General features: G+C 67.2%; 15 protein-coding genes and 2 pseudogenes. 13 read left to right on the forward strand and 4 right to left on the reverse strand.

Annotation, left to right across the window (positions count from 1 at the left end):
* Positions 1-9: 9 nt before the first annotated feature.
* From AB0H36_RS18780 to AB0H36_RS18790, 3 genes and pseudogenes are all read left to right on the forward strand, one after another.
* Positions 10-153, forward strand: a complete 144-nt coding sequence (locus AB0H36_RS18780; protein ID WP_360524313.1) for a MarR family transcriptional regulator — start codon at positions 10-12, stop codon at positions 151-153.
* 42 nt (positions 154-195) lie between these two features.
* A pseudogene (locus tag AB0H36_RS18785) lies at positions 196-413 on the forward strand (epoxide hydrolase N-terminal domain-containing protein); the annotation flags it as partial.
* Positions 399-1355 (forward strand): alpha/beta hydrolase, encoded by a 957-nt coding sequence (locus AB0H36_RS18790; RefSeq protein ID WP_360524542.1) that lies wholly within the window; start codon positions 399-401, stop codon positions 1353-1355. The pseudogene AB0H36_RS18785 and the gene AB0H36_RS18790, both read left to right, overlap by 15 nt.
* Here AB0H36_RS18790 and AB0H36_RS18795 read toward each other — a convergent pair.
* Both AB0H36_RS18795 and AB0H36_RS18800 read right to left on the reverse strand, forming a co-directional pair.
* Entirely contained in the window at positions 1341-1961 is a 621-nt protein-coding gene (locus AB0H36_RS18795; RefSeq protein ID WP_360524545.1) for an IclR family transcriptional regulator, read from the reverse strand. The two genes, AB0H36_RS18790 and AB0H36_RS18795, sit on opposite strands and share 15 nt — an antisense overlap.
* Positions 1938-2066 (reverse strand): annotated as a pseudogene (locus tag AB0H36_RS18800) (helix-turn-helix domain-containing protein); the annotation flags it as partial. The gene AB0H36_RS18795 and the pseudogene AB0H36_RS18800, both read right to left, overlap by 24 nt.
* 113 nt (positions 2067-2179) lie before the next feature.
* On the opposite strand from AB0H36_RS18800, the gene AB0H36_RS18805 reads away from it, so the two are divergent.
* The 4 genes from AB0H36_RS18805 to AB0H36_RS18820 are packed head-to-tail and all read left to right on the forward strand — an operon-like array spanning position 2180 to position 6110.
* A complete protein-coding gene (locus tag AB0H36_RS18805; protein ID WP_360524316.1) occupies positions 2180-3301 on the forward strand; it encodes an FAD-dependent monooxygenase in 1122 nt (373 codons plus the stop codon).
* Positions 3302-3314: 13 nt separating this feature from the next.
* Positions 3315-4700, forward strand: coding sequence for an MFS transporter (locus AB0H36_RS18810; RefSeq protein ID WP_360524319.1), 1386 nt, complete (start codon positions 3315-3317; stop codon positions 4698-4700).
* Positions 4684-5154 (forward strand): pyridoxamine 5'-phosphate oxidase family protein, encoded by a 471-nt coding sequence (locus tag AB0H36_RS18815; protein ID WP_360524322.1) that lies wholly within the window; start codon positions 4684-4686, stop codon positions 5152-5154. Before AB0H36_RS18810 ends, AB0H36_RS18815 begins: the two co-directional genes overlap by 17 nt.
* Positions 5151-6110 carry an NADPH:quinone reductase gene (locus AB0H36_RS18820; protein ID WP_360524325.1) on the forward strand — a complete coding sequence of 320 codons (960 nt, stop codon included), beginning with the start codon at positions 5151-5153 and terminating at the stop codon, positions 6108-6110. The genes AB0H36_RS18815 and AB0H36_RS18820 overlap by 4 nt, the downstream gene beginning before the upstream one ends.
* 47 nt (positions 6111-6157) lie before the next feature.
* Here the strand turns inward: AB0H36_RS18820 and AB0H36_RS18825 are convergent, their stop codons facing one another.
* Complete coding sequence (locus AB0H36_RS18825) at positions 6158-6490, reverse strand: helix-turn-helix domain-containing protein (protein ID WP_360524328.1); 333 nt, start codon at positions 6488-6490, stop codon at positions 6158-6160.
* A 73-nt stretch (positions 6491-6563) separates the two neighbouring features.
* Here AB0H36_RS18825 and AB0H36_RS18830 point away from each other — a divergent pair, with 73 nt between their 5' ends.
* The gene (locus AB0H36_RS18830; protein ID WP_360524331.1) at positions 6564-7112 is read left to right on the forward strand and encodes a carboxymuconolactone decarboxylase family protein; all 549 of its coding nucleotides are present in this window, start codon (positions 6564-6566) and stop codon (positions 7110-7112) included.
* Here the strand turns inward: AB0H36_RS18830 and AB0H36_RS18835 are convergent.
* Positions 7109-7399, reverse strand: coding sequence for a hypothetical protein (locus AB0H36_RS18835; protein ID WP_360524334.1), 291 nt, complete (start codon positions 7397-7399; stop codon positions 7109-7111). The genes AB0H36_RS18830 and AB0H36_RS18835 overlap by 4 nt on opposite strands.
* A gap of 181 nt (positions 7400-7580) precedes the next feature.
* Between AB0H36_RS18835 and AB0H36_RS18840 the strand changes: the two genes are divergently transcribed.
* The 5 genes from AB0H36_RS18840 to AB0H36_RS18860 all read left to right on the forward strand — a co-directional run bounded on the left by AB0H36_RS18840 (position 7581) and on the right by AB0H36_RS18860 (position 13282).
* Positions 7581-8537 carry a hypothetical protein gene (locus AB0H36_RS18840; protein WP_360524337.1) on the forward strand — a complete coding sequence of 319 codons (957 nt, stop codon included), beginning with the start codon at positions 7581-7583 and terminating at the stop codon, positions 8535-8537.
* A 248-nt stretch (positions 8538-8785) separates the two neighbouring features.
* Positions 8786-9781: a LacI family DNA-binding transcriptional regulator gene (locus tag AB0H36_RS18845; protein WP_360524340.1), complete on the forward strand. Its 996-nt coding sequence runs from the start codon at positions 8786-8788 to the stop codon at positions 9779-9781.
* A 296-nt stretch (positions 9782-10077) separates the two neighbouring features.
* Positions 10078-11409: a sugar ABC transporter substrate-binding protein gene (locus AB0H36_RS18850; protein ID WP_360524343.1), complete on the forward strand. Its 1332-nt coding sequence runs from the start codon at positions 10078-10080 to the stop codon at positions 11407-11409.
* A 212-nt stretch (positions 11410-11621) separates the two neighbouring features.
* Positions 11622-12437 (forward strand): sugar ABC transporter permease, encoded by an 816-nt coding sequence (locus AB0H36_RS18855; RefSeq protein WP_360524346.1) that lies wholly within the window; start codon positions 11622-11624, stop codon positions 12435-12437.
* Complete coding sequence (locus AB0H36_RS18860; RefSeq protein ID WP_360524349.1) at positions 12434-13282, forward strand: carbohydrate ABC transporter permease; 849 nt, start codon at positions 12434-12436, stop codon at positions 13280-13282. The genes AB0H36_RS18855 and AB0H36_RS18860 overlap by 4 nt, the downstream gene beginning before the upstream one ends.
* The last annotated feature ends 39 nt before the right edge of the window (positions 13283-13321 follow it).

The following is a 13321-nucleotide window of genomic DNA, read 5'->3' on the forward strand; positions in this document are numbered from 1 at the left end:
CATCGAAAATTGATATACACGCTGGCGAGGAGCGGGCCGCTGCGGCTGACGGATCTTCTGAAGACCGAGCAGCTCAAGCAGCCCGCGCTGACCAGCCTGGTCGGGAAGCTCGAGCAGGACGGGCTGTGCTCGCGGGCTCGATGCAGGTCCTGACCCGCTTGACCGAGATCGCCAATCAGGATGCCTGAGGCAACCATGAAGAACCTGGAACAGACCCCGATCCACGTGCCCGACGAGGTGCTCGACGACCTGCGCGGCCGGCTGCGCGCGACCAAGTGGCCGCTCGACGTGGGCAACGAGGACGGCTTCTACGGCGTACGTCGTACCGACCTGCAAGCGCTCGTGGAGTACTGGGCCGACGGGTACGACTGGCGCGCGGCGGCGTCCCGGTGCACTTCATGCGCAAGGCCGGTGTCGGCCCGGATCCGACTCCGCTGATCCTGAGTCACGGCTGGCCGTGGACGTTCTGGCACTGGTCTAAGGTGATCGATCCGCTCGCCGACCCCGCGTCGTACGGCGGCGATCCGGCCGACGCGTTCGACGTGATCGTGCCGTCGCTGCCGGGGTTCGGGTTCTCCACCCCGCTCACCGGGCAGCCGGACATGAACTTCTGGAAGATCGCCGACGTCTGGCACGAACTGATGACCGAAGTCCTCGGCTACGACCGGTACGCCGCCGGCGGCTGTGACGTCGGCGCCCTCGTCACCGGACAGCTCGGGCACAAGTACGCCGACGAGCTCCACGGGATCCACATCGGTTCGGGCCTGAAACTGGAGTTCTTCAACGGCGACCGGGCCTGGGACTTCAGCGGCGGGCACCCGATCCCGCCGAACCTGCCGCCCGAGGTCCACGCGCGCATCGTCGAGCTGGACCGGAAGTTCGCCTCCCACCTGGCGACGCACGTTCTCGACCCGAGCACGCTCGGCTTCGGCCTGGCCGACTCACCGGCCGGCATGCTCGCCTGGCTGCTCGAGCGCTGGTCGAAGTGGTCGGAGGGCGAGCCGTTCAGCAAGGACGACCTGCTCACCCACGCCACGATCTACTGGGCCGGCAACGCGATCGACACCTCGATCCGCACCTACGCCAACAACAACCGCTACCCGTGGACCCCGTCCCACGACCGTACGCCGATCGTCGAGGCCCCGACCGGTATCACCTTCGTCGGCTACGAGGACCCGCCCGGAGTCACCACCCCCGAGGAACGCGTCCAGCATTTCCTCGCGAGCGACCGGGCTCCTTGGTACAACCACATCAATCTCACCGCCCATCCGAACGGCGGCCACTTCATCCCGTGGGAGGTCCCCACCGAGTGGGTCGACGACCTCCGTCGTACCTTCCGCTCAGCCAAGTCCTGACGGCAGGTCCCGGCCTGCGCGAGCCGTGGTCTCGGCCAGCGCCTTGGCCAGCGACTCGATCCGGTCGGCCGGGAACCGGACCGTCGGCGCGCTGATCGTGATCGCCGCGATCGCCACGCCGTCCGCGTCCCGGACCACCCGGCCGATCGCGCAGATCCCGGCCTCCGTGACCTCGAGGTTGAGCGCATACCCGGTCCGTCGGGTCTGCGCGACGTCACGCGTCAGGCGGCCGAAGTCCTCCTCGGACAGCACCGGCTCGGGCCCGCGCAGGTACAGCTCGGCAAGGTAGTCGTCGGGCAACTCCGCGAGCAGCGCCTTCCCGCCGGACGACTCGTGCGCCGGCAGCACCGTCCCCTGCCGATCGCCGACACGCAGCATCTGGCCTGTCTCCACGGTCGCCAGGAAGCGCGTGTGGGTCCCGACTCGCACCATCAGGTTCACCGACTCGTCGACCTGATGACAGAGCCGCTCCAGGTGTGGCATCAGCAGTCGCCGCAGCTCCTGGTTCCGCGTCTGCCCGTTGAGCGGCCCGGCCGACAGCGCCGCCCCGGGCAGGTAGGTCCGGTTCACTTCGTCCTGTACGGCGAAGTCGCGGTAGACGAGCATCGACAGCAGGCGGTGCGCCGTGGACCGGCCGACCCCGAGCTCGTCGGCGGCATCGCTCAGGCGCAGCTCACCCTCGTCGCGGAGCATGTGGATCAGCCGCAGCGCGTTGTCGACGGAGGCAAGTGGATACGGGCGGCTTGTTCTTCATAGCAGAAAACGATACCGCTCTGCAGAACAGGCTCCTACATTCGTGTCACCCGAACCAGGGAGGCAACGAGATGGACAACCAGTCCGAAGTAGTGGTCGTCGGTGGTGGTATCGGCGGCCTGGCCGTCGCGAACGGCCTGGCCCGCAACGGTTTCGGCGTCCGGCTGCTCGAGCGCGCCGACCATTTCGGCGAGGTCGGGGCCGGGCTCCAGCTGGCGCCCAACGCGACCCGCCTGCTGCAGGACTGGGGCCTGCTCGACGACATCGTCGACCGCGGCGTCCTGCCGGACCGGTTGGTCCTGCGGGACGCCGTGGACGGCCGGGAGCTGACCAGTCTGGACCTCGGCGACGAGTTCCGTCGCCGGTACCAGGCGCCGTACGTCGTCGTACATCGCAGCGACCTGCACGACGTCCTGCTGACCGCGTGCAAGGAGTCGGGCGTCGAGCTCCACACCGCGCACGAGGTGGCCGACGTACGACTGGACGCCGATCGCGCGGAGACCGTGTGTACCGACGGCAGCACGTTCGGCAGCGACGTCGTCCTGGGGCTCGACGGCGTGGACTCCGCGCTGCGGAAGGCGATCGTCGGTGACGAGAAGATCGGCTCCGGATTCGTCGCGTACCGGGGCACGATGCCGGCCGACGAGGCCCCAAAGTCCGTGGATCAGCACAGCGTGGTCGCTTGGCTGGGCCCCGACTGCCATCTGGTGCAGTACCCGCTGCGCCGCGGCGAGCTGATCAACCAGGTCGCCGTCTTCAAGACACCTGCTTCGCTGGACGAAGCGTTCGCGGGCTGCTGCGACGCGGTCCGCGCGGGCCTCGCGTCGCTGTGGCGGGACCGCTTTTGGCCGATGACCGATCGGTTGCCGACGGCAACCTGGTCGCGCGGCCGGCTCGGGCTGTTCGGCGACGCCGCGCACCCGATGCTGCAGTACCTGGCACAAGGCGCCTGCCAGGCGCTGGAGGACGCGCGAGTCCTCACCGACCAGGCCATGAAGTACGACGACTGGCCCGCCGTACTCGAGGCAACTCAGAAGATCCGCGCGCCCCGCACCGCGCGGATCCAGCGCACGGCCCGGACCTGGGGCGAGATCTGGCATGTCGACGGCACCGCCCGGCTGCTGCGCAACGAACTGCTGCGCACCCGCGATCGCTCCGACCACTCCCACACCGACTGGCTGTACGGCGTCTGACCGGAGGCATCCCATGAAAACATCGAGCCGCAAACCTCTTGTCGGCGCCCAAGTCGGCCTGTACGTCGACATGTTCGACGTCTACCTGCCGATCGTCGCGCTCGCCCCGGCCGCGGCCTACTTCGCGCCCGACGACATCTCCACCAGCGCCCAGCGGATCCTCACCGCGGTCGTGTTCGCGGCCACGCTGCTCGGCCGCCCGCTCGGCGCACTCGTCTTCGGCCGGCTCAGCGACAAGTCCGGCCGCAAGCGCACCACGCTCACGTCGTTGATCGGGTTCGGTCTGACCACCCTCGCGATCGCCGCGCTGCCGGGCTACCAGCAGGCCGGGCTGTTCGCGATCATCGCGCTGATTCTGCTGCGCTTCACCGACGGCATCTTCCTCGGCGGCCAGTACACCGCGGCCGCGCCGCTGGCGCTCGAGCATGCGCCCGCCCGCAAACGCGGCCTGTACGGCGCCATCATCATGACCGGTTTCCCGGCCGCGTACTGCTCGATCGCACTGATCACCGTCGTCCTGCTCAAACTGATCCCGGCCGGTGGACTCGGTACGCCGTACGTGACGTGGGGCTGGCGGATCCCGTTCGTGATCGGTGGGCTGCTGGCGCTCGCGTGGGCGCTCTGGTACCACCGGAACGTGGAGGAGTCGCCGGTGTGGAAGAACCGGAAGAACGAGGGGCACCACCCGCTCCGGGACCTGTTCCAGGGGCCGAACCTACGCGGGTTCCTGCAGGTCTTCACGCTGATGTCCGGGGTCTGGCTGGCGTTCAACATGGTCGGCGCGGTGCTTCCCGGCGTACTGCGAACGCGGCTGCCGGTCGGCACGGTGACGCTGATCCTGGTCGTCGCGTACGCCGTACTGATCGTCACGTACCTGCTTTCCGGACCGCTGGCGCAGCGGATCGGGCGCCGGCCGTTCTTCCTGCTGCAGGGTGCCACCACGACGGTGATCGCTCCGGTGCTGTTCTGGTCGATTGCCCGGGGCAAGGTTTCCGGCGCCGTCGCGATCGGCCTGGTGACCGTCGCGCTGGTGGTCGTGGTGGTGTCGACGTTCGCGGTCGTGACGACGTACATCATCGAGCGGTTCCACACCGGGATCCGGTCCAGCGGCTACGGCCTCGGGTACACCACGGCCGTGATCGTGCCGGCGTTCTACGCCTTCTACCAGGAGGGCCTGGCGACCGTGATGCCCTATGAACTGACGCCACTGGTCTTCCTCGCGGCCGGCGGTCTGCTGATCGGACTCGGCGCGTACGTCGGGCCGGAGACCCGGGACGTCGACCTCGGCGCACCGGCGGCGAAGGCGGACGCCGACCTGCTGTCCGGTTCCATGGTGGGCCTGCCGTTGTCCGGCCGCCCGCTCTCACTCGAAGGAGAAGCACGTGCCCGTGATCACTGACGACATGCGGATGATCGTCGAGCAGGCGATGCTCAGCTTCGTCGCGACGGTCTGCCCGGACGGCTCGCCGAACCTGTCGCCGAAGGGGTCGGTGCGGGTGTACGACGACGAGCACCTGATCTTCATGGACATCGCCTCACCGAACACGATGCGCAACCTGGCCGCCGACCCGCGGGTCGAGGTGAACACGATCGACGTGTTCCGCCGCCGCGGCTACCGGTTCAAGGGCACCGCGACGATCGTGCCGCCGGGCGAGCCGTCGTACGAGGAGCTGAACGCCTGGCTGCTGTCGGTGAACGGGCCCGACTACCCGGCGAACCAGGCGGTGCTGATCCGGGTCGAGCGGGCGTTGCCGATCCTCTCCCCCGCGTACACCTTCGGCGGCGCCGACGAGGCCGAGCTCACGAAGGCCTGGATCGCCCGGTACGACGCCGTGCAGCAGGCGTCGTCGTGACGGAGACCATGCGCGCCGCGTACATCACGTCGTACGGCTCGCCGGACGTCATCCAGTACGGCGAACTGCCGGTGCCGGCGCCGGGTCCGACCGACGTGCTCGTCCGGGTCGACGTCGTGGCCGTCAACCATGTCGACACGTTCGTCCGGGCAGGTGCCTATGCGACGAGTACGCCGTTCCCGTTCGTGATCGGGCGGGATCTGGTCGGGACGGTGGTCCGGTCGTCGGTGGCGGAGTTCGCGCCTGGGGATCGGGTGTGGTGCAACAGCCTCGGTCATGACGGGCGACAGGGGTCGTTTGCGGAGTTTGCCGTCGTACCGCGGGATCGGTTGTATCTGTTGCCGGAGGGGGTGGAGCCCGCCGAGGCGGTGGCGGTGCTGCATGCGGCGGCCACGGCGTACCTGGCGCTGTTCCGGACTGGAGGGCTGGCGCCCGGCGAGACGGTGCTCGTGCTGGGGGCCGGAGGTGGTGTCGGGAGTGCGTTGGTGCAGTTGGCGTCTGCCGCGGGCGCTCGGGTCGTTGCGTCGTGTTCTCCGGATGACTTCGACTGGGTCCAGAGTTGCGGGGCCGAGCAGGTCTTCGACTACCACTCCGAGGTGCCCGCGTCCGCGGTTGATGTTTGGATCGACAACTCGGGCCGGCATGATCTTGAGGCCGCCGTACCCCTGCTGGCTCAGGGCGGACGCATCATCGCGCTGGCCGGGATGGCGGCCCGGCCTGTGCTGCCGATCGGTGCGCTGTACACGCGAGACGCGAGTATCCGCGGCTTCGTGATCAGCAATGCGTCGGCGGGTGACCTCGCGGACGCGGCGAAGCTGATCAACGGTCAGCTGGCGGCGAAGCGCCTGCGGGCCCGGACGCGCCCTGCGTTGCCGTTGTCAGCGGCGGCCGATGCTCACCGTCAAATGGAGTCCGGAGTGCGGGGGCGGATCCTGCTCAACGTGTCGGGGACGTAAAGCTGCCTGTCGTGGACGTGAGGCAGCGGTCCTGGACGTGAAGCCGCTCAAGCGCCGAGGGCTTCCTGCCAGTTGTCGGCCCAGCTTTGGAGGGGGCCGAGTGCCTTGATCAGGTCGCGGCCGAGGGGGGTCAGGTAGTAGCCGTCGTCGTCGAGGGTGACGAGCTCGGCTTCCGTCAGGGTGGCGAGGCGGGTGGTCAGGACACTCGACGACATCTGTCCACAGCGACGCTGGAGCTCGCGGAACCCGAGCGCGTCCTCCCGCAACTCCCAGATCACCCGCAACGTCCACCGCTGCCCGAGCAGGTCGAGCGCCGCCATGATCGGCCGCCCGGTCGTCGATCCCCGGACCGGCCGGCCGGGGCGTGGGGTCTCAGCCATCGCCGCCTCCCTTGTGCTTCTGTTTTCGAAGCATCATAGTGGTTCGAAAACAGAAGCACTCCCTGAGGTGACCATGCCACGCATCGAACCGCTGACCCCGCCGTACGCCCCGGACGTCGAACAGGCCCTCCGCAAGTGGATGCCACCCGGCGTCGCCCACGAGCCGCTGGCCCTGTTCCGCCTCCTCCAGCACCACCCCGACCTCGCGTCCCGAATGCGCGTCCTGGGCGCCGGTCTCCTGGCCCACGGCGAGCTTCCGGCTCTCGACCGCGAGCTCATCATCGCCCGCGTCTGCGCCCTGAACGACTGCCAGTACGAGTGGACCGTCCACGCCACAGTGTTCGCCGACCAGGTCGGCCTGACCCCATCGATGCTCCAGGCAACCATCAACGGCAGCGCGGACTGGCCGCCACACCACCGCGCCCTGCTCGACGCGATCGACGAGCTCCACACCACCGCCCACCTGACGGACGCAGCCTGGAACGCCCTCGCCGACCACTACACCACGCCCCAACTGCTCGAGATCGTCGTACTGGCCGGCTGGTACCGCACAATCAGCTACATCGCCAACGCCGTACACCTAGCCCCCGAGCCCTGGACAACGCCGTACCCCACCACTTAGGTCCAAACCACAGGGTTCGCGGTCTCCACCGAGCCCCGAAAAACGCTGACCAGCGCCGCAACGCTCCCCTCGAACTCGCTCGAGTCATAACCGCCCACCCGAACCAGCAGCGGACTCGCTCCCTCGGCGATGCTGGTGGTCACCCAGGTCTCGCCACGCTCCGGGTGATCGAGGTCGGTCAGCCAGGCGCCGCCCTCGCCGGCTCGCTGCCCCACACGGTGCGCCCGAAAGACCAGCTGCTTGGCCCCGTCCAGCACGAACAACCCGTCCGCTGTGTATCCGATCACCCCTGAAAACGTAGGCGATCCGGCACTCAGAGTGCTCACGCGCCGGTGTCGTGACTCCGTTTCGGTGGACTGTTGCATGTACGTGCAGAAGTCACCAAAAGGCCCCTTGGCCGGGCTACAGTGACCTGCTGCCTCGGGTAGCCCGAGGCAGCTTTCTCTTGTCCTGGAGGGGGACTCCTTGATGAAACTGCAGCGCCTTGCGCTCGCCATGGCGGGCGTGGGCATGCTCGCCGCGACCGCCGCATCCGGTCCGGCCATCGCCGGCACGCAGGCAGACCCGAAGCCGTCCTGGACGGTGAAGTCCGCCGAGTCCAAGCAGCGCCTGTCGGTGCAGGCCGCGGCCGCCGCCTGCATCAGCTGGGTCGGCTGGCCGACCGGCGCCAACACCGTGGAGTCGGTCGACGTCACCGCCGCCAAGCCGCCGCGTGCGGCGGCGTACGAGCCGTTCAACTTCACCAGCACCCGCGCCAACGCGACCTGGTACCTGGCGCAGAACGCCACCGGCACCCAGGTCTACTTCTACGGCCTGTTCCTGCAGGGCGACGCCCTGTACCGGCACACGACCTACCTGTACGAGACGGGTCTGCCGCGGCCGACGTACAAGCGGATCGGCGGCGGCTGGACCAGCTTCAAGTCCATCGCCACGTCCAACTACAGCGTCGCGCAGCCCCGGCACGCGTACCTGTACGGCCTCAACACCAACGGCAACCTGTACCGCTACGCGCAGGTCAACGGCGGCTTCAAGTCACTCGGCTCGTTCGCCGGCTTCCGCGGCTTCAAGACGATGACCGTGATCAGCGAGACCGCGACGTACGACACCCTGCTGATGACCACGACCGCCGGCGCCCTCTACACGATCCGCATCCCGGTCACCGGGACCGCGAAGCCGGTCGTCAAGCTGATCCGCAGCGCCGGCTGGTCGTCCTTCGAGTCCCTGGTCACCCACAGCTGCGGCACCCGCGGCGGCACCCTGGTCGTCGGCGTCGACCACAACACCGATTCCGGCTACCAGTACGCCTTCAGCCACGCCACCGGCTCGACAACCGCCATCACCTCCTACGGCAAGATCCCCGCCGTCTTCAACGGCATCAACCACGTAGCCTTCACCACCCACTACGACCAACTCTTCGGCGAGTAACCACCCGCCACCTCACGCAACCCAGGACCGGGGGCACCGCACACCGCGGCGTCCCCGGTTTGTTCTTGGCTACAGGTTGGCAGCGGACCTTCATGCTCGGTGTCGGACACCGATGTTATGGTCGTTACAATCTGAGCCATGAGCCCGTCGTTGCTGTGCCGTCCCGCGACGCGGCGTCAGTGGTGAGAAAGGCTGGTCGAAGCTTGGCGGGCAGTGGAACCGGGGCCGGTGCGCCACGACTCCCGAATATGAGCGACGTCGCCGCGCACGCGGGCGTATCGGTGATGACCGTGTCGAATGTCGTCAACCGTCCGGAGATCGTGTCCGCGAAGACCAAGGCCAAGGTTCACGCGTCGATGCGCACGCTCCGCTATCGCAACAACATCATGGCCAGGAGCCTCCGGCTGGCACGCCCCACCCAGATCGGCTATGCGTTGCCGCCCCGCCCTCGATACGGCGACGGCTACATGGACGAGTTCCTGCACGCGCTGGCGTCGGCGAGCCAAGAGCAAGGCATGAACCTCACGCTCGTCGCCGAGACCGGCGAGGAAGACTGGCTCAGCGCCTGCGAATCGGTGTACTACGGCGGCTCGGCCGCCGGCATCGTCCTCACGGGCCTTGAAGCCGACGACGAACGTCCGGCGCAGCTTCAATCACACGACATCCCGTTTGCCGGCTACGGTCAGACGAAGGAGGGAACGGCGGTCTCGTGGAGCTGGGTAGACACTGACGGGGCGCGAGGGATCGAGCTGGCTGTTGATCATGTCGTCGAGCGCGGCCATCGGAGTCTTGCCTTCATCGGCCACGATCTCGAGCCCCGGTGGAGCGCGGCGCGCCTGGAAGGCTTCATGTCCACTGCTCGCAAGCACGGACTGTCGGACGCCGTTGTGACTGAACCGATTCCTTTGACACCCGGAGCCGACGGTTCGGGTGAGGCTGTCACTGCAGCACTGCTTCGCTCTGGCTCACCGCCGTCGGCCATCATCTGCGCGTCGGACTATCTCGCCGTGGGCGCAGTCCTGGCGATCCGTGCGCTCGGCCTTGCCCCCGGCGTGGATGTCGCAGTCACGGGGTTCGATGACTCGACCATGGCCTCGTTCGAGACGATCGGCCTGACGTCTGTGAAGCAGCCGATGGCACAGGTCGCGAGAGAGCTCGCGCGCATTGTGGTCGAGCCTCCTCAGGAAGCAGTGCACCTGCTCCTCGAACCGAGCCTCACGGTGCGCACCAGCACAACCGGCTGATCCGGAACCTGCCGGAATTCTGCGCGGTCCGCAACCGGCCTCGATCCACCCGCTTCCGGTCGCGGTCGCCGTCCGGTGTCCGCCCGGGAGTTGGATCGACCGACCCAATTGTAACGTCCTAGATCTGGCTATTGTAACGTCATTAAAATTGCCCTAGGGTCAGCTCCTGTCGCCCACCGACGGTGAGCGAAGTCCCGCTTCACCCGCAGCGCGCAAGGCGCCTGCGGCAGCTGCGACGACGCGCTCCACCCGTGGGGCGCCCTGGTAGTCCACATCGCATGAAAGAGGCATTGCCAATGGAGCTGAGAACTTTCACTCGACTCGCCGCCGCTCTCACGGCCGGTGTCGTCGCCGCAGCCGCGCTTGCCGGGTGCGCCGGCACAGGTGGATCGTCCTCCGCTGACGGAGACCAGACCCTCACCATCTGGACGTGGCCGTCCGCCGGCGAGTTGCTCGCCCCCACCATCACGGCGTTCGAGAAGGACAACCCCGGCGCGAAGGTCGACGTGGTCGACGTCGGCAACCCGGCCATCTGGGAGAAGATCACGACGAGCCTCGCCGCTGGTGGTGAGGGACTACCCGACATCATGACCGTCGGGATCGACTACCTCCCCGGCTACACCGACAAGTTCAAGAACGCCTTCGCGGATCTCTCCACGCTGGGTGCTGATGACCTCAAAGCAGACTTCGCGCCCAGCGCGTGGGGCGGCGGCCTGGGCTCCGACGGACAGATCTGGGGTATTCCCTTCGAGGTCAACACCTCCGGCTTCGTCTACAACAAGTCTCTGTTCGACAAGGCCGGCATCGACGTGTCGACGATCAAGACCTGGGACGAGCTGATCGAGGCCGGCGTGACGCTGAAGAAGAAGACCGGCGCGAGCCTCTTCGAGCTGGACAAGGCCGCGGCGAAGTCGGCCTCCGCTGACATCTGGCAGACCCTCACGCAGCAGCAGGACTCGTTCTACTTCAACGCCGACGGTGAGATCACGATGAACAACGCCGCGGGCGTGAAGTCGCTCGAGCTGCTGAAGAAGGCCAACGACCTGGGCGTCCTCGCGGACGCGGCCTCCTTCACCGCCGGCGGAGCCAGCCAGTACGCGGATGGCTCGGTCGCGACCAACATCGATGCCTCCTGGTGGGCCGGCTACTTCGAGGACGCTCAACCGGCTCAGGCGGGAAAGTGGGCCGTGGCCCTGCGCCCGGCCGTGGAGGAGGGCGGCACGACGGCTGCCCTGGCGGGCTCGACGTACCTCTCGATCGCGGGCAACAGCGAGCACAAGGAGCTGGCGTGGAAGTTCATCAACTTCGCGCTGGGCTCGCTGGACGGGCAGAAAGCGATGCAGACGGCACACCCCTTCACTCCTGGGTTGACAGCCATGTACTCGACGGACGGCTTCACCGACGGCAGCGGCTTCTACGTCGGTAAGTCGCCCAGCCAGGTCTTCGTCGACTCGATCACGCAGCCGAACCTGGCGGTGCCGAACTTCACCAGCGACTACGCGCGGGCGATCAAGATCTACACCGACGCCCAGACCAAGGTGCTGCTCACGGGCGCGGACCCGCAGGAAGCGCTCGACAAGGCAGCGCAGCTGCTCGCCGACGCCACCGGGCGAAAGATCGCCGAGTAGGCGGCCTGCACCCGCGCACCTCCCCCGATCCGAGCGTGGGGCTCCGCCAGGCTGCCCGCGGAGCCCCACGCTCAGAAGGAAGAACGGTCATGATCGACCTCGAAGCGCAATCCCCGCCAGGGCTCCAACTCAGACCGCCTACCCCGCCGCCCCGATCCTCTCGGCGGTCGTGGCTGACTCCACGGACCATCCCGTACGTCCTTCTGGCGCCGGTGATCTTCCTCTTCGCCGCGTTCAAGGTCTATCCGATCCTCTACGCCGCGTACTTGAGCTTCACCACCAACGACGGCGGCACGCAGCGCATCGTCGGGATCGCCAACTACGAGCGAATCTTCAACGATCCGCTGTTCTACCGCGCTCTCTCCAACACCTTGATCATCCTGGTCATCCAGGTGCCGATCATGCTCATCCTGGCTGTTCTGCTCGCGGTCGCCTTCCACTCGACACTGTTGAGGTTCCGCCACATCTTCCGGCTCGGCTACTTCCTGCCGGTGGTGATGGGTCTGGTCGCGTACGGCGTGATCTTCAGCATCATGCTGGCGACCGACAACGGCATCGTCAACGTGATGCTCCAGTCCATCGGGTTGCCGAAGGTGGCATGGCTGCAGGATCCGGTGTGGGCGAAGGTGTCGCTGATGATCGCGATGACGTGGCACTACACCGGAATCAACACGGTCATCTATCTCGCCCAGCGTCAGACGATCCCCGAGGAGCTCTACGAGGCCGCGGCGGTGGACGGCGCCGGCCGGGTGCAGCAGTTCTTCAGCGTCACTCTCCCGGGGCTGCGCCCCGCAGTACTGCTGACAGTGGTCACGTCGACGATCGGGACGCTGCAACTCTTCGACGAGCCGTACATCCTCACCAACGGCGGGCCTGACAACGCGACCCTCACGATCGGCATGTACATCTACGAGAACGCCTTCGGGTACTTCGACTTCGGCTACGCCTCGGCCATCGGCTTCGTCCTGGTCGGATTGGTCGTCATCGTGTCGGTGGCTCAGTTCCGGCTTTTCCAGGAGGAACGATGAGCACCGCCGTACGCCGTACCCGCCGGCGCAACCGGCTGTCGAGCCTGGTGCTCACGCTGGTGATCTTCGTCGGGTTCATCCTGATGGCCGCCCCGTTCTACTGGCTGATCATCGGATCGACCCTGACCGCGTCGGAGGTGTTCGCCAACCCGCCCCACCTCCTGCCTGGGGACCAGTTGCTCACCAACTGGGCCAACCTGTTCGGCGAGCGCGGTTACCTCCGTCCCGTGGTCAACTCGATCGCGATCTCGATCATCTACGTGATCGCGGGAATGCTGATCTGCCTCTGCGGTGGGTACGCGTTCGCCAAGTTCCAGTTCCGCGGCAAGGCGTTCTTGTTCGGGTTCGTCATCGCCACGCTCGCCATCCCGAACCAGGTGACGTTGGTTCCGCTGTTCCAGACGATGGTCAAGCTTGGCTGGCTGAACTCCTACCAGGCGCTCATCCTCCCTGGCCTGGCGTACCCGTTCGGTCTGTTCCTCATGCGGCAGGCGATGCAGTCGGTGCCTGACGAGCTGATCCAAGCCGCCCGGATCGACGGGGCGGGAGAATTCCGGATCCTGTTCCGGATCGTCAGCCCGACGGTGCGTCCGGCGCTGGCCGCACTGGGGATCTTCCTGTTCCTGGCGATCTGGAACGACTTCATCTGGCCGCTCGTGGTCCTCCGCTCCGAGGACGCCTACACGATTCCGGTGGCGCTGGCCTCTTTCACCGACGCCCGAGCCACCGACTACGGCGAGTTGATTCTGGCCACCACCATCTCTGTCATCCCCGTCGCCCTGCTGTTCATCTTCATGCAGCGCTACTTCGTGTCCGGTCTTCTAGGTGGAGCAGTCAAACAATGACCTTCTCTTCAACCGCCATCCCCACATCCGTCGTGTCTG

Origin of the sequence: Kribbella sp. NPDC050820 (assembly GCF_040653975.1) — a bacterium.
GTDB lineage: Bacteria > Actinomycetota > Actinomycetes > Propionibacteriales > Kribbellaceae > Kribbella.